Annotated in this window: 16 protein-coding genes and 3 pseudogenes; 14 read left to right on the top strand and 5 right to left on the bottom strand. The window is 29.7% G+C overall.

Annotated features, from left to right (window positions below):
* Positions 1–5: 5 nt before the first annotated feature.
* From ACAG39_11845 to ACAG39_11855, 3 genes and pseudogenes are all read left to right on the top strand, one after another.
* Positions 6–393: pseudogene (locus ACAG39_11845) on the top strand (flavodoxin family protein).
* Between the two features lie 247 nt (positions 394–640).
* Positions 641–754: pseudogene (locus ACAG39_11850) on the top strand (hypothetical protein).
* Positions 755–1,040: 286 nt separating this feature from the next.
* Entirely contained in the window at positions 1,041–2,069 is a 1,029-nt protein-coding gene (locus tag ACAG39_11855) for a DUF362 domain-containing protein (GenBank protein ID MEZ0537922.1), read from the top strand.
* Positions 2,070–2,919: 850 nt separating this feature from the next.
* Here ACAG39_11855 and ACAG39_11860 read toward each other — a convergent pair.
* A pseudogene (locus ACAG39_11860) lies at positions 2,920–3,248 on the bottom strand (winged helix-turn-helix transcriptional regulator).
* Positions 3,249–3,425: 177 nt separating this feature from the next.
* On the opposite strand from ACAG39_11860, the gene acgA reads away from it, so the two are divergent.
* The 4 genes from acgA (at position 3,426) to ACAG39_11880 (ending at position 5,048) form a co-directional block, all read left to right on the top strand.
* Positions 3,426–3,647, top strand: a complete 222-nt coding sequence (gene acgA / locus ACAG39_11865; GenBank protein ID MEZ0537923.1) for an ACGX-repeat peptide — start codon at positions 3,426–3,428, stop codon at positions 3,645–3,647.
* Positions 3,648–3,856: 209 nt separating this feature from the next.
* The gene (locus ACAG39_11870) at positions 3,857–4,081 is read left to right on the top strand and encodes a hypothetical protein (GenBank protein MEZ0537924.1); all 225 of its coding nucleotides are present in this window, start codon (positions 3,857–3,859) and stop codon (positions 4,079–4,081) included.
* Between the two features lie 125 nt (positions 4,082–4,206).
* Positions 4,207–4,470 (top strand): hypothetical protein, encoded by a 264-nt coding sequence (locus ACAG39_11875; protein MEZ0537925.1) that lies wholly within the window; start codon positions 4,207–4,209, stop codon positions 4,468–4,470.
* Positions 4,470–5,048, top strand: a complete 579-nt coding sequence (locus ACAG39_11880) for a nitroreductase family protein (protein MEZ0537926.1) — start codon at positions 4,470–4,472, stop codon at positions 5,046–5,048. Before ACAG39_11875 ends, ACAG39_11880 begins: the two co-directional genes overlap by 1 nt.
* 211 nt (positions 5,049–5,259) lie before the next feature.
* Here ACAG39_11880 and ACAG39_11885 read toward each other — a convergent pair whose 3' ends face one another.
* Positions 5,260–5,802, bottom strand: coding sequence for a GNAT family N-acetyltransferase (locus ACAG39_11885; GenBank protein MEZ0537927.1), 543 nt, complete (start codon positions 5,800–5,802; stop codon positions 5,260–5,262).
* A 194-nt stretch (positions 5,803–5,996) separates the two neighbouring features.
* Between ACAG39_11885 and ACAG39_11890 the strand changes: the two genes are divergently transcribed.
* Positions 5,997–6,704, top strand: a complete 708-nt coding sequence (locus tag ACAG39_11890) for a cyclopropane-fatty-acyl-phospholipid synthase family protein (GenBank protein MEZ0537928.1) — start codon at positions 5,997–5,999, stop codon at positions 6,702–6,704.
* A 255-nt stretch (positions 6,705–6,959) separates the two neighbouring features.
* Positions 6,960–7,943 carry a radical SAM protein gene (locus ACAG39_11895; protein ID MEZ0537929.1) on the top strand — a complete coding sequence of 328 codons (984 nt, stop codon included), beginning with the start codon at positions 6,960–6,962 and terminating at the stop codon, positions 7,941–7,943.
* 186 nt (positions 7,944–8,129) lie between these two features.
* On the opposite strand, the gene ACAG39_11900 is transcribed toward ACAG39_11895, so the two are convergent.
* Positions 8,130–10,244, bottom strand: a complete 2,115-nt coding sequence (locus ACAG39_11900) for a thioredoxin domain-containing protein (protein MEZ0537930.1) — start codon at positions 10,242–10,244, stop codon at positions 8,130–8,132.
* A gap of 319 nt (positions 10,245–10,563) precedes the next feature.
* On the bottom strand, positions 10,564–10,992 hold the full coding sequence (locus ACAG39_11905; protein ID MEZ0537931.1) for an MATE family efflux transporter: 429 nt from the start codon (positions 10,990–10,992) through the stop codon (positions 10,564–10,566).
* A 329-nt stretch (positions 10,993–11,321) separates the two neighbouring features.
* On the opposite strand from ACAG39_11905, the gene ACAG39_11910 reads away from it, so the two are divergent.
* The 5 genes from ACAG39_11910 to ACAG39_11930 all read left to right on the top strand — a co-directional run bounded on the left by ACAG39_11910 (position 11,322) and on the right by ACAG39_11930 (position 15,890).
* Positions 11,322–12,467 (top strand): aldo/keto reductase, encoded by a 1,146-nt coding sequence (locus tag ACAG39_11910; protein MEZ0537932.1) that lies wholly within the window; start codon positions 11,322–11,324, stop codon positions 12,465–12,467.
* Between the two features lie 151 nt (positions 12,468–12,618).
* Positions 12,619–13,146: a flavodoxin gene (locus tag ACAG39_11915; protein MEZ0537933.1), complete on the top strand. Its 528-nt coding sequence runs from the start codon at positions 12,619–12,621 to the stop codon at positions 13,144–13,146.
* Positions 13,147–13,176: 30 nt separating this feature from the next.
* Positions 13,177–13,593, top strand: a complete 417-nt coding sequence (locus ACAG39_11920; GenBank protein MEZ0537934.1) for a cupin domain-containing protein — start codon at positions 13,177–13,179, stop codon at positions 13,591–13,593.
* A gap of 87 nt (positions 13,594–13,680) precedes the next feature.
* Positions 13,681–14,067: a MerR family transcriptional regulator gene (locus ACAG39_11925; GenBank protein ID MEZ0537935.1), complete on the top strand. Its 387-nt coding sequence runs from the start codon at positions 13,681–13,683 to the stop codon at positions 14,065–14,067.
* A 554-nt stretch (positions 14,068–14,621) separates the two neighbouring features.
* A complete protein-coding gene (locus ACAG39_11930; protein ID MEZ0537936.1) occupies positions 14,622–15,890 on the top strand; it encodes a glycoside hydrolase family 5 protein in 1,269 nt (422 codons plus the stop codon).
* Positions 15,891–16,141: 251 nt separating this feature from the next.
* Here the strand turns inward: ACAG39_11930 and ACAG39_11935 are convergent, their stop codons facing one another.
* Positions 16,142–16,585, bottom strand: coding sequence for a VOC family protein (locus tag ACAG39_11935; GenBank protein ID MEZ0537937.1), 444 nt, complete (start codon positions 16,583–16,585; stop codon positions 16,142–16,144).
* Between the last annotated feature and the right edge of the window lie 521 nt (positions 16,586–17,106).

Genomic DNA, 17,106 nt, shown 5'->3' on the forward strand with positions numbered 1-17,106 from the left:
AGAATATGAAAGTACTATTAATAAATGGAAGTCCAAATGAGAAAGGTTGTACATTTACAGCATTGAGTGAAGTAGCAAGAATCTTAAACGAACAGGGAATTGAAACAGAAATTATACATGTAGGAAACAAAGATATCAGAGGATGTGTAGGATACAGATGATGAAATTAATAAATATTTTACAATTTCAGGCATGCCAATTACATCTAGCCAATACTGGAACAGTGTTCATGGATATACACCAGATGATGTTAGAAAAGATGAAGAAGGATTACAAACAATGCGTACATTAGGTAGAAACATGGCATTCTTAATAAAGAGTATTGCATTAGGAAAAGAAAAGTTTGGTTTACCAGAAAAAGAACAGAGAATTGCAACCAATTTTATTAGATAAAACCATATGAAAAAGAAATGTTTCTGAATTGCTTTTATTAACTATACTTTTGTATAGGAAATCCTTACATCATCAACTAAAAAAGTATGACTGTTAATATTGAAAAAATCAGAAAAGAATCGAAAAAAGAAAGGAACCGATCATGAATATTGCCAGTGTATTATCTATAAAATTAAAGGTTCTTTACATTTTTGTATGTGCAGCAATAGCTTGTTTTATGCCATTCTTAGCGTAATATTTTCAGCAGAAAGGTTTTAGTTATACACAAATAGGAATTGCACTTGCTGCATATTCTATTGTTGGAATAATTACACAACCTATTTGGGGCTATATAACAGACAAGTATTGGTTTTTGGAGTAATACTTAAAAGAGTAAATAAATATGAAGAAGATATGCTTATTATTAATACTGAAAAAAAACAACGAAATTAATAGAAATATAGCTGAGGAGGCAACAATAGAGTAATAAATATTACTAAAAATATCACAGTCTAAATGACGATAATCTGTGTAAAGCTTTATAATAAAAAATATTATATTAATTTTGTATTTACTCGAGATGCTTCTGATGATAGATATATCTAAATATACACAATATGTAGAGATTTATTTAATAACATATATTATTCGAAATGGAAGGTGCAAAAATGAGCAAAGTTTATTTTATTAGAAATACTCAATCTAATTACGAACAGCTTGGGAAAGATGCTTTAGAACTACTCAAAAAAGTAGTATCAGAAACAGGGTATAAGTTTGAAAATGAGATAGCTATTAAAGTTCATTTTGGTGAGAAAGGAAATAAGACCTTTATCCCTGCAAAATGCTACGATGAAATAATTAATTATCTAAAGGGAAATGGTATTTCTCCATATTATATTGAAACTAATGTATTATATAGAGGTTCAAGAACAACTACAGATCTTCATGTTGAAACAGCAAAAGAGCATGGCTTTACTCAGATTCCAATAATAATAGCGGATGGAGATATTGGAACAGAATATGATGAAATTGAAATTAATAAAGAATATATAAAAAAGTGTAAGATTGGCAAAGGATATGGGAAGTTTAGACAATTTATTGTCATGAGCCATTTTAAAGGGCATATTGCAGCTGGATTTGGAGGAGCATTAAAACAGCTTGCTATGGGATTTGCTTCAAGAGGTGGCAAACTGGAACAGCATTCTGGCATATCACCTATTGTTGATGCTAAAAGTTGTATATCTTGTGGAATCTGTGTAAAGAAATGCAACTTTAGTGCTATTCAAATTAATAAAACTGCAGTAATTGATCAAAATAAATGTGTTGGTTGTGCAGGATGCATAGCTGTCTGTCCAAAGAGTGCAATCAGAAACACTTGGGGAGGAGCACATTTTCATGAGAAACTTGCCGAGTATGCTTACGGAGCTTCAAAAGACAAGGATATCATATATATCACCTTTGTTACCAATATTACAGATGAGTGTGATTGCGTTGGTGCACCTATGAAACCAATTACAAATAATATTGGTATTCTTGCTGCAAAAGATCCTGTTGCTTTAGATACAGCATGTTTAGATTTGGTTCAGAAAAATAGTGGAAAGAAGCTTTTTGAAAAAGGAAGGTCAGTTCTTAAACATGCTGAGAAAATTGGGCTTGGAAAGATGGAGTATCAACTTATTCAAATCAATAATGGATAAGTGAAAGTTTAATATAGGCATAAATTTTTGACATATATTGATATTCTCGAAAATTCACAATTATTTTTAATACCATTTTTTAATCTATTTTTGTATGTAGTTCGATTTCTAATATGTTTTGAATCTGAATATTTTAAATAATATCAATATTTTTATGTAAACAAAATTTGAAGGAAACAATTAATATTTTCAATATCAAATTATTTTATCCTCATTTACTATTTGTAAATGTCAATATAAAACAGTTTGAATATATACAGTCTATTATAGACAATATAATACAAACATATCCACAAATGAGTGATAATGAAATTTCAGAATATATTGATTACTGTAAAAATAGAACAGTTAAGATTAAGAAATAATACAATGCTGTTTGCAGCTTTGGAATAAACAAAGGAATACTTTTTTTGGGGACTTATATTCCTAAGAATTATAACTATGATATTTATGAACATGAAAAAAATTAATATGAAAACTATAAATAAGGGTTTTCCGATTTCACTATATACAATTGAAAATCGTTTTTGTATAAGGTGAAATAGGAAAATCCTTTTTTTCTTTTACCATTGCCAATAGAAATACATATATCGTACAATTCTAGAATATTAACACAGAGAAAAATAAAATATATTTGATTTAGCTTCATTGATAAACTAAAAGGTCTATTGACAAACAATTTTATTCATTTGGGCCTAAACTTTGTATTACAGGAAACTATTTATATATGATTCCAGCACTAACTATTGCTGCTATATGGATAACGGTTTTAATCCATAGGTTTAGGATGAAATTTTATTGTTAGAATGAAAAAACTTATTATTGTATTTTTTTAAGAAATTTTACTTTTTTAACTTTTTACAATTTTCTGATACTCGACTCCCCAAATTTCCATAGCTTTGATTATTGGACGCATACGTTCGCCTAATTCACTTAAGGAGTACTCAACACGTGGGGGTATTTATGGATAAACAGTGCGAATAATAAGTCCATCAGCTTCCATAGACCTTAAACTATCAGTCAATACCTTTTGACTTATACCTGGGATGTTTTTTTATGTTCGTTAAAGCGATGAGGACGTTGAAGTAGATTTCGCAAAATCAATAATTTCCATTTGCTGCCAATCAGTTGAACTGTAGTTGATACAGGACATTCTGGTAATTCTTCTTTTGTCAGCATAGTATCATCTCCTCTATAAGTATATTTCTGAATGTTACATTAAAATAATAATCTAAGATTATTTTTAAACAACTTAGTTATAAAAATATAACTAAGTAATAGAAATGTGCGTACTTTAATTTTTCAAAAGTGAAGTTAAAATAATAATTACAGTCTAACAAAAATTGTAAAATCAAAATGGAGGTGAATATTATAGCACTTTCTGATCTATTTGAATGGAACAAAAATGAGGCTGTATCTTCATGCGGTTCTTCATGTGGAGCTTCAGATGAAACTTCTGAGAGACCTGCTTCATGTGGTGCTGCAGATGATGCACCTGCTGCTTGTGGTACAACTGACAAACCAGAAGAGAAACCTACAGCTTGTGGTTCTGCCTGCGGTGCTGGCGACAATGAATAGTAAGTCAAACACATTAAAAACATCTTCGGTATAGATGCTCTTGCCGGGGTCTTTTACAAAAAATAAACTACTGTTAGTTTTCATATAAAAAGAGGTAATTAATAATGAAAAAATATTTTGCTTTTCAGTGGCACATTACAGACGAATGAGATCAACGTTGTAAACATTGTTATATCTTCTCAGAAAACAATTGTAAGAATATTGAGTCTATGAGTTGGAAGCAGATGCAACATGTCGTTGAAAACTGCTGCAATATGTGTGAGACGTATGAACGATTACCATATTTTTATATTACAGGTGGAGACCCTATTCTTCATCAAAATTTTTGGGATCTACTACAGCTACTTAAAAAGAAAAAGATTCCATTTACAATACTCGGTAACCCTTATCATTTAAGTGACCAAGTATGCAAAAAACTGAAAGAATATGGATGACAGAAATACCAACTTTCAATTGATGGGATGAGGGGAACTCATGATTGGTTTAGGAAGCCTGACTTCTTTGATTGCACTCATGAAAAATCTCTTGCATTAAAAGTGCAGGTATTCGTTCTGTTATAATGACAACTGTGTCTGGAAAAAACATTAAAGAAATACCTAATATTATTGATACTATTGTGGATTATAAGGTAGATGTATATGCTTTTGCAAGGTATTGTCCAACTAGTGAGGAAAAGGATATAGGAATAACCTCAAATGAGTATCGGGATTTGTTGGATATATGTTTTCAGAAATTTACGAGATATGAAAAAGAGGGTTTCCAGACATATTTTAACCTAAAAGACCATCTCTGGACACTCTACAAATACGAGGAGGTAGTATAATGGAATTATTGGATTTAATTAAAAAAAGAAGGTCTATTCGCAAATATCAAGATAAGCAAATTCCAAAAGAGGATTTAGAAAAAATAATAGAAGCAGGCCTATATGCTCCAAATGCAGGTGGAAGACAAGGAACTATTATTGTCGGTGTTCATAACAAAGAATTGACAGAAACAATTGGAAAGCTTAATTTTGCATGCTTTGATAGAAGTAAGATTGCTGGTTCATACGTATCTAAAGACCAACCATCAATCATTGATGATCCCACTATCAATAATGCTTTTTATGGTGCACCTTCAGTTTGTGTGGTATTTTCTGCAAAAAACTTCTTAAATAGCATAGCAGATGCTTTTTGCTGTACAGAAAACATGGTATTAGAGGCTACTGCCTTAGGTATTTCTTCTTGTATTATAGCAAGAGCTGAAGACACATTTGAAAATGAATTGGGTAAAAAATTATTAAAGGATTGGCAAATTCCTGAAAACTATGTTGCAAGATGCTTTGTTATATTTGGGTATTGTGACGGACCATATCCTGATATAAAACCAAGAAAAGAAGGAAGAAGCCGAATAATTGAATAGAATATGTAAAACTTCATAGATAATCATTAGATAGAGTAAATTAATTACTTGTGTAACAGATGCAATCACTAATACAAAGAGGGCTATCTAAATAACAAGATAATATTTTAAAATGGTATTATATATGGAAAATTTATACTAAATACTAAGATATACAAAATAACCGAGGGTGTTTAAAAATCTTCTTTGACACCCTCTATAATACTAAACTTTATAAATTTCTTAGCACAATTATAAATCCATCCAAAATTTGATGACTAATTTTAAAACCTTTATTTAGATAAAATTTAAGTGCATTTTCATTTCCATTTGATACAAAGATAAATATGTCATTTATGTAATCAAAGGAATTTAACCACTCCATAGACTTATCAAATAACATGCTTCCAATTCCTCTGTTTCTATATTCATCTTTTATGTAAAACTGTGAAAGACAGCCTACATCTTCACCATTTACAGAATTGAAATCAAAAAATGCATCACAGTTTAATGTTGCGAAATTATTTGTGTAGATATATTTGGAAGCAATATTGCTATAAGCATACCCTACAACTTCTTCACCATCTTTAGCTACAACTATGAAATTGGCCTTTGAACTTTTAAGTGCAGGAAGCATCCTTATTTCAAAGGACATTCCATCGAAAAATTCTGGATGAATCTTTGCTAAAAATTTTTGATATATCATTAATTCATTACATAATTCCTTAATACGTAAAACATTATCTTCAGAAATTACCTCATAATAAACACTCATATTTTCCTCCATATTGTAATTTTACTTTAGATATAATTCTATCAAAAACTACTAATAAAGCCAATGGTGATGGTTTTAACAGTATAATAATGTTTCTTATTTTCATGAAATAATATTAATGCTAAAATGATATTATAATACATATTCTTGATATAGTTTAGCCAAAAATTAATTTTGAAAGGATAAAATTGAAAATGAAATTTGGGAAAAACACAATTTTTGAAAGAGATTTTTTAATGAAGAATTTAATGGGACCTAATTGTCTTAGATTAATAGAAGAATTAACTCAAAAAATTAACTTGCAGCCTAATATGCGTGTTTTGGATTTAGGTTGTGGTACTGGCTTGACTTCTATTTTTTTAGCTAAGGAGTTTAACGTTCAAGTGTTTGCAATAGACCTTTGGATAAATCCAACAGAAAATTATCAACGTTTTAAAGAGTTTGGTCTTGATGATAAGATAATTCCAATTCATGCTGAAGCACATGCATTGCCTTTTGCAAATAATTACTTTGATGCGGTTATAAGTATTGATTCCTATCACTATTATGGAGCTGAAACAGAATTTCTTGATCAATATATTGTTCCATTAGTAAAAGAAAATGGTATAATAGCAGTTTCTGTACCTGGATTGAAAGAAGATTTTTTTCAAGGAGTGCCAGAGGAATTAAAACCATTTTGGCAAGAGGACATGAAATTCTATTCAGCTAAATGGTGGAAAACACTATGGGAAAAGTCGCCTAATATTATAATTAACCAATGCTTTTCACACACTTGCCACATGGAGGCTTGGAACGATTGGTTGCAATGTGATAATCCATATGCACGAAGCGATATTAAATTAATGGAAGCTGAGAATGGAAACTATTTTGATACAATTGGACTTACAGCAAGGATTGTATAGGAGATGCTAAATATAAAAAATTAGAATGATAAAAACTATGCTAAAAATTATATAATTAGCATTATAAGAATAAAATTAACAGTACTTATGGGATACACATAATTATTTATGAATAATTTAGTAACATGGTAATTCAAGCGTTTAAACAAGTAAATGGAAATGCTAAAGTTATATAAATTCGAATTAATAAGTATATTTGCGGACAAACTAATTTAAAAAAGTGATGTAATAGGTGATATTACTTTGAATCCGGATATGATTTTTTATGAGCCGCCTGTTCTTAACTATGAACTTGGAAAATACTTAAAGAACAAATTTTCACATATTCCATGGATACCAATAGAAAATCACAACAATATCGAACACTTACAAAAAAAACAAAATAATGAATTTGCTAAAATGAAGCGTCATCTTGTAATTGGCGTTAGAAAATCTTTAAAATACACACCCAATAATAAGATTTCTAATTTCTTAGTACCGTATACTTCGTCAGGTTGCAGTGCTATGTGCCTTTATTGTTATTTGGTTTGTAATTATAATAAATGCTCATATTTCAGATTGTTTGTCAATCGTGAAGAAATGATGGATAAATTGCTCAAGACTGCAAGACAATCGGAAAAGGAACTTATATTTGAAATTGGGAGTAATAGCGATTTGGTTTTAGAAAATACAATTACGGGAAATTTAGAATGGACAATCGAACAATTTAGTAGATGTGAAAAAGGTTACCTTACATTCCCAACAAAGTTTGATATGGTAGAGCCTTTCCTTCCACTAAACCATAGAGGGCGTGTTATCATGCGAATGAGTGTAAATCCACAAGAAATTATTCAAAAGGTTGAATTTGGAACATCATCTTTAGTAAAAAGGATTAATGCTTTAAACAAAATGTGCGATGCAGGATATAAAGTGGGTATGCTGATAGCTCCTGTAGTATTGGTGGATAATTGGATGGAACTGTATAAGCGTTTAATTAATCAACTGTCAGATCAACTTTCTGAAAAAGTAAAAAATCAACTTTTTATTGAAATAATTTTTATGACGTACAGCTATGTTCATAAAGCTATCAATAATGATGCGTTTCCTAATACCATAGAGTTGTATGATAAATCTATTATGACTGGTCGAGGTAGGGGGAAATATTGTTATAAAGAAGAAATTAGGGCTGTTGGTGAACGGTTTTTGAGAGAACAACTCGAACAAAAACTTGGTAATATTCCGATAGTCTATGTTGTTTAATTTCGCCTCGAACGAGGTACCTTTAGTACTCTTATAATATGATTGGTTAATATTAAATAATGGTAAACAATAAATAGCCAAAAATTCGTTATTAAAAAATATATGAAATTTAACAAAGAAAAAATGATTAACATAGAGTTATTAAAAAAATATAATGAAAAATTGTTTGTTTTTTAAATATAGAAATTAACTTATATTTTTAATAAAATTTAATACTTCAGTAAGATCATTAATAGGTTTATTACACACAAAATCTTTACATATATACACAGTTGTTTTATTGTTAACTATATCTTGATACTTTGTATATTCAGCAATTTTGTGAAGTTTATGAGCTTCTTTTTCATTTGTCGGTTTAAATAATATGACCTTATTAGGCAGGAATTCATTTCTTAGTATTTTTATTATTTGTTTTGTTTCTTCAGAATCAGGATTACCAACAATTACTATCTCAAAATTACAAGTCAAAGCATAATCAACAGAGCACAATAAATATGAATATCCTATTGGATGTTCTTTAACAGCTTTTGAAAAAGAGACATAAAATTCGTGAGCTTTTTCTTCAAAACTGATATTTCCAGTAATCCTTGAAAGTTTAAGTAAATTCATAGCCATTACAGAGTTTCCAGAAGGAATAGCACCATCATATATTTCTTTATTCCTAATCAATAGTTGTTCATTATCATATGGAGTAAAGTAAAAACCTCCTTTTTTATCATCACTGAAGTATTTAAAAACATCATCATTTAGTTTCAAAGCTGCTTCTAAATAATTAATTTCAAATGTTGCTTCATATAGTTCAAGAAGTCCCCATATCATAAATGCATAATCATCAAGATAAGCTAATATCCTCCATTCACCATCTTTATACATATGATAAAGTCTATTATTTTGCATTAGACTATCTAATATGAATTCGCATGCCTTTTTTGCAGCAATAATATACTCATTATTTTCAAATGCTTTATAAGCTTTGCTTAATGCTGCAATCATTAGACCATTCCAATCAACCAAAATCTTATCATCAAGAAATGGCTTTTGTCTTTTTTCTCTAACTAAAAAAAGTTTTTTTAATATTTCTTCAATTTTATCTTCTAAATTAAGAATATCAAAGTCATTTTGTAATTCAACTAATGGTTTTTTTAAATATAAAATATTAGCTCCTGTTTCTCTGCCAGTAGCCTCTTCTAAGAAATTACCTTCATGCTTAATATTAAATACTTTTGTAAATATGTTGAATTCATCTTGATCTAAAACATTTTCAAGTTCTTCATATGACCACAAATAAAATTTGCCTTCCTTACCTTCACTATCAGCATCTTCAGCCGAAAAAAAACCACCATTTTCAGAAGTTAAGTTTCTTAAAACGTATTGAATTGTTTTATTTACTACATTTTCATATTTCTTATTTTTAGTTTCTAAATAGCACTCAGTATATGCTATTGTTAGCAATGCCTGGTCATATAGCATTTTTTCAAAATGAGGTACTTTCCAATATTTATCAGTAGAATATCTATGAAACCCATAACCTACATGATCAAATATTCCCCCACTACTCATTTTATCAAGTGATTGAACTACCATATTTAAGACATCTTTATTTTTAGTTCTTTTCCAATATCTTAATAGAAACATAAAATTATGCGGAGATGGAAATTTTGGGGCGCTACCAAATCCTCCGTTTTCATTGTCATATATATGTCTAAATTGGCTATAAGCTTCATCTATTACATCAGTATTCATTTTAGTGCCATTACTTTCTATTGTGATATTTCTTAAGCTCGAATGAAGTTGTTGTGTAATTTTCTGAATCTCATCATATCTTTTTTCCCATATCTCTTTTATTAATGGAATTAATTCTAACATTCCTATTCTTCCATACCTGCTATTTTTAGGGATATATGTTGCAGCATAAAAAGGCTGTTTATCAGGTGTCATAATAATAGTTAAAGGCCATCCTCCGCTACCAGTTAGCAACTGACAAACATTCATATATATAGCGTCAATATCTGGTCTTTCTTCTCTATCTACTTTTATATTTATAAACGTATCATTCATTAACCTTGCAACTTCATCATCTTCAAAACTTTCATGTGCCATAACATGGCACCAATGGCAAGTGGAATATCCAATGCTTAAAAATACAGGTTTATTTTCTATCTTTGCAGTGTTAAAAGCTTCTTCGCACCAAGGATACCAGTCAACAGGATTATAAGCATGTTGGAGTAGGTAAGGTGACTTTTCATTTATTAATCTATTAGCTTTTAATTTTTTATTTAATTCTTTTTTAGAATAAGACATTGTATACTCCAAAAATTAAGATTTATAAGATATTTTTTCCCAATTTCAATTCCTAATATTCATTAAAACATTTATATTGACTTTAAAAATTAACTATGCCTATTATAGTATTTATCAATAATTAACCACCGTAACCACCGGGGACGGTTTGAGGTGCTCCCCTAATGGTATACAATACGAACCATTCAGAACCGTCCCCGTTGGCTCAAAAACAAAGATTCCTAAAGCACTTCCTAAAACATTTATTTTGTTCATTGCAAATGAAGTATTCATAGTAATATTAGACTTACCTATAGAACGAAAAACTGCCGCAATAGAGTTATAGATGCCTAAAAAATGGATAAGATAAACCAGAATATATAAAAAATATTATAGCTGCTTTCATTACATTATTATTTACTTTTCCAAAAAGTCCAGTAAGAATTGGATTTTTGAAAAAAATTACGATTACCATAAGTATGATTGAAAAAATAAAAACGATAGAATTTAGCTGATTTGCAGCTTTAGAGGCCTGATCTTCTTCTTTATTACCAATGTATTGAGAAACAACCACAGCACCACCAGTAGCAAGTGCACCTAATACAAAGATAACTAGAAAATTTATCATATCAACCAATGAAACACCTGATATTGTTTCTTCTCCAGCATAATAAATCATCATTGTAGTAATTATGCCCATAATTACAATTAGAATCTGTTCCATAAAGAGCGGAATAATCAGTTTTTTCAATTCATTATTTGAAAACATAAAAACACCTCAGCATCATAAGCAAAATATTTAATATTTGAATTATCAAACACATAACTGTTTATGTATTAACAATAAAGTTAATTGATAAATATCATAACACGTGTAGTTAACTTCAAGTCAAGTAAATTTCAATAATGAATAATAAGTTTTATTAAAAACCTAAATGCTAAATTAACTATCAGCTTGCATGAAGCTAATTTTATAATAAAAATAAAAAAATGCTTGACTTGGAGTTAACTCAAAAAAGTATATTATTCATATAGATTATATGTGTATAAAAAGATAAAATTAACAACATTATTAAAATTAAAATAGGAGTGAAGCATATGAATAAAAGGTTAGGTTTTGGTTGTATGCGGTTGCCACTGCTTGACAAAAGTGATAATACATCAATAGATAAAGAAACACTTGAAAAAATGGTAGACATTTTTTTAGAAAAAGGGTTTTATTACTTTGATACTGCATATACATATCATAACTATATGAGTGAAGAGATAATGAGAGAGGCTCTTGTTAAGAGATATAGTAGAGATAAGTTTACATTTGCTACAAAACTACCAATGAGAGATTTAATAACATATGAGGATCAAGAAAGAATTTTTAATGAGCAATTGAATAACTGTGGAGTGGAATATTTTGATTATTATCTACTTCACAATATTGGTGTTAATGCGTATAAAAAAGCTTGTGAGTTGGATAGCTTTGGCTTTGGTTTCGAAAAGAAAAAAGAAGGTAAAATAAAGAATTTTGGATTATCATTTCATGACACACCAGAATTACTTGATGAAATTTTAACTAACCATCCTGAAATAGATTTTGTTCAGTTGCAAATAAATTATATTGATTGGGAAAATCCAGGAATTCAATCAAAAAGATGCTATGAGGTTGCAAGAAAGCATAATAAACCAATAATAGTTATGGAACCATGTAAAGGCGGGAATCTTGCTAACCTTCCAAAAAAAGCTGAAGAGATATTTAAGGAGTACAATCCAAATGCTTCAAATGCTTCATGGGCTATTCGTTTTGCGGCAAGTCAAGAAGGTGTTATAATGGTTTTAAGTGGAATGAACTCTACAGAACAGGTTCTTGATAATACATCCTATATGACTGACTTCAAACCACTAAATGAAGAAGAATATAAGATTATTAATAAAGCAATAGAAATTATTAATGAAAACACAGTTATTCCTTGCACTGGTTGCAGATATTGCGAAAAAGATTGTCTCCAAAAAATTGCTATTTCAGACTATTTTGCATTATATAACAATACAAAACTTGCTACAACAAGCAATATATCAAGTCAATTTGTTTATTATTTGAACCTTACATCAAGATATGGCAAAGCAGAAGACTGCATAGGATGTGAACAGTGCGAAAAATCTTGTCCACAACATTTGAAAATATCTGAGCTATTAAAAGATGTGTCTAAAACATTTGATATTACACCTCCCTTTCCAACTAGGAAGAAGTAAGCAAACGATGCAAACGAGGATGGTTCTATTTGGCATAGTCCATCCAAGAAATACTCAATTGGTGTTTGGAAGGAGAACAGTAAGCCAGGAAGAACCGTCCCCATTGGCTTAATAAAATTTATTATATTAATTTGAGAGTGAGGTCTATGAAATGGGTAATAAATATTTGATAGCCTATTTTTCTCGAAAAGGGAACAATTATGTTAGTGGAAGAATTGTAGACTTACCAGTTGGTAATACAGAAGTGGTAGCAAAATTAATTCAAGAAATAAGTGGAGGAGATTTATTTCAAATTGAAGCGATTAAACCTTATCCTGATGACTACAATGAAGCAACTAAAGTAGCACAAAATGAGCTGCGTGCTAATGATAGACCGAAACTCGTAAAATACGTAGAAAAAATGGACCAATATGATGTAATATTTTTAGGATATCCAAACTGGTGGGGCACTATGCCAATGCCAGTATTTACATTTTTAGAAGAGCATGATTTTTCAGGAAAAACTATTATTCCATTTTGTACCCATGAAGGAAGCGGATTAGGGAGAAGTGAAAAAGATATTGCTAAAATATGCCCTAACGCAAATATCTTAAGTGGACTTGCTATATATGGTTCACAAGTGAATTCAGCAAAAAAAGAAATAATCAATTGGTTGAATAAAATTGGTCTAACATTTTGAGATTTTTAAAAAGAAAGGGGAGGATTATAAATGGATAAAAATGATAATTTGCATGAAAATATTATATTTTCAAAAGGACAAAAAATAACAAATGATTATTTTATTGGGAATGTTTGGCTTGAAACACTAGTATCTGAAGGCGGCACTTATAATTGTATAATAGGAAATGTAACTTTTGAACCTGGTGCAAGAAATAATTGGCATAAACATCCAGGTGGTCAGATTCTGCTTGTTACCGGAGGGAAAGGGTATTATCAAGAAGAAGGGAAACCAGTACAGATACTTCATAAAGGAGATGTAGTAAAGATAGGACCTAATATAAAACATTGGCATGGTGCTACACCGGATAGCTGGTTTACACATATCGCTATAAGCACTAATATCCAAAAAGGAAATGTTGAATGGTTAGAACCTGTAAGTGATGAAGAATATAACAATATAAAATAATATTAATTTTTCAATTCTTATATTGTTAATTTTTTTCATTTGATAAGTATTTTATTAGATAACTTTAATATTATGAGGTGAAATCTCATGACCATTGCAGAAGTAAGTGAGAAATATGGTATTTCACAAGATACACTTCGATATTATGAACGTATTGGATTAATTCCTCATGTAAATCGTAATAAAAGCGGAATAAGGGATTTTACAGAAGAAGACTGCAAGTGGGTTGAATTTATTAAATGTATGCGAAATGCAGGTCTTCCGATTGAAACATTAATTGAGTATGTTACATTATTTCAACAGGGTGATGAAACCATTGAAGCAAGAAAAGAACTCTTAATAGAGCAGCGGAAGGAGCTTGCAAAAAGGATAGAAGAAATGCAAAAAACATTAGAACGTTTGGATAATAAAATTGCACGATATGAACAGGCAGTAATTAAAAAAGAAAGAGAACTTAAAAGACAACAGGATTAGTTTTTGTGGTAAAGTGTTATAATAGATGAAAAAAGTGTTATTAAAAGAACATTTGAATTGAATTACTTGGTGGTTGGGGGAGAGTGTAAATAATTTTGACTATTTGATACATTTTACCTTTTTTTGGTAATAAGATTAACCTAAAATTTATTTTTCTGTAATATATTATTACCAAAAATTATTGTCTTATGCATAAAATGTTTATTTTATACAATAATATTTAATATGGAGCAGTGTTGTTTTAAGATACTGTTCTTTTAATTTTTTTATGTAAACGAAAATATATTTATTAAAATTAATATATAAAATTTAGAAAATCCATTTGTTTACTCTTTTAAATTTATATGTATTGTGATATATTAATTTATGATAGTTATTTCATGTAATTTAGTGAATCATTTTATTATAAGTTAGAATATAAGCATTACAAGATTTATCAAGAGTATATTAAAAAAATGCATGTCCGTTTCACAATTTTGACTTTTTATAACAATTTATTATCTAAAACAAAGTCATCTGAATATTTTTATAAATAAGAGAGGGGAGATTTTCTAATGAAAAAGAGTAGAATTATTTTTGCTTTGTGCACAATTCTTATTGGAATATTATTTACAGGAGGGTATCAAATATCAATGTTAGAAGTAAATGCATCCAGCTCTAAAACCCCAGCTAATGCTATGCCTACTACAGGTAAGAAAATAAAAATCCCAGATGTAAGTATTGAATCTCGAAAGATTCCGAACAATGATGCACTTAAGTTTGTTAAAGATATGAGAATAGGCTGGAATCTGGGAAATACATTTGATGCTGCATTTGACAATCCAAATTTTGATGATGAGCTTCTATATGAATCAGCGTGGAGCGGAGTGAAAACTACAAAGGAAATGATTGATGCAGTAAAAAAAGCGGGGTTCAATGCGATAAGAATTCCAGTTTCATGGCATAACCATGTTTCGGGAAATAATTTTACCATAAGCAAAGCATGGCTAAATAGAGTGCAAGAAGTTGTTGATTATGCTATGAAAGATGGGATGTATGTAATAATCAACATTCACCATGATATTATGCCTGGGTACTATTATCCAAGTAGCCAACATATGAAAACATCTATACAATATGTAAAAAGTATATGGACTCAAATAGCTAATAAATTCAAGACTTATAACAACCATCTAATTTTTGAGTCTGTAAATGAGCCACGTCTCACGGGTACAAAATATGAGTGGTGGCTTGATATGAATAAGGATGAATGCAAAGACGCTGTTGAATCAATAAATAAACTTAATCAAGTTTTTGTAGATACTGTCAGAGCAACTGGAGGGAATAATGCCTCACGTTACCTAATGGTCCCAGGATATGATGCATCACCTGATTATGCTCTTATTAAAGAATTCAAGATGCCGACTGATAAATCAAAATATAAGAATAGGATTATTGTATCAGTTCATGCATATAGACCGTATAATTTTGCTTTGCAATCACCTAATGAAAGTGGAAGTACATCTGAATGGAGCATAGATTCTGAGTATAGTCGCAGGGATATTGACTATTTCATGGACGGTTTGTATGATAAGTTTATCAGCAAAGGAATACCTGTTGTAATAGGTGAATTTGGTGCAAGGGATAAAAATGGTAACTTACAGGCTAGAGTAGAATATGCTACATACTATATTAAAGCAGCAAGAGCTAGAGGAATGACATGTTTCTGGTGGGATAATAATGCTTTTTATGGTGATGGAGAAAATTTTGGTTTACTTGATAGAAGTACTGTTACATGGAAATATCCAGATATTGTTGCTGCACTTATGAAGTATGCTAAATAATAATGTACTTCATTATAGTATTTACAAAGGTAATATATTCATCTTTTCTTGAATTTTTATAAGTATGAAGACTATTATCTGACTAATCCATTTAATATAGAATCTATTTAGCAACTTTATGAAGAAAAATAACTTTTACACAATAGAAAATATAAACAACTAAAGAAATTAGCAAATTAAAGGGCTGTTTCAGAAGAAAAAGAAACAGCCCTTGATCTTAATACTTAGTATTTTAAGTTATACTTAAATATTTAATCAGTATCAAGTAATTCTATAATAACACCCAAGTCGTTTAAGCTATCAATATAAGCATATTTATTACCTTTTTGAATGAGTGGGAAGCCAAACTCTTCAAGTTTTTCTATTGTTTCAAGCATTTTATCTTTAGTTTTAAATGCGATATGATGAACACCAGGGCCATTATTTTCAAGAAATTCCTTCCAAGTAGTTGGATCATCGGTAGGTTCAATAAACTCAATAACTAAATTTTCCATGTTAAAGAAAGAAAGTTTTACTCTTCCGTTTGTAGGTTGTCCCCTATATGTAACAGTATCACTACCATCTTCATTAGCTACAAAAGGTTTTGGAGGATTTACACCAATTAGTTCAGCAAAACGTTGAGTAGCTTTTTCAACATCGCGAACAACAATAGCAACCTGACAAACCAAGGTTGAACCAAGAATGTTGTTTTCCATTTTCATCTTCTCCTTCTTATTATTTATATTATTATATATTGAGAATATTATACCCTAAATTAGGCTACATGAGAATATTATGGTTGTAAATTTAGTTTTTGAATGTAAACAAAAAGAAACAAAAGAAAAGGCTTATGGCCTGTAGCCAAAGCCTTTCAATAACTTAATTTAGATTGTACATTGAAATTGATTTTCATACCAATAAAAGGCAGTGAAACAAACTTATAATAAAATGAAACTGCTGAGAGAAGGCTGTGATAAAATCTATTATTACAATTATTCCTTTGGATCACTTTTATTTCTAAATAAAGAACCTATATATATCACAAGTGGAATAGCAATTATATGAAGTATAATCCAATAAGTCCAACCAAGTCTAGGTGTATACATATTCACACCTCCGTACTAATTCTGTTTTTTATTAATGCTTTTTCCCAAATAAAAAAGTAAAGGAACAGCAACTATATGAAGCAAAAACCACCATCCCCAGCCAATAGTAGGCGTAATATTTTTCACAAATA

It is taken from the genome of Caldicellulosiruptoraceae bacterium PP1 (assembly GCA_041320695.1).
GTDB lineage: Bacteria > Bacillota > Thermoanaerobacteria > Caldicellulosiruptorales > Caldicellulosiruptoraceae > JBGGOQ01.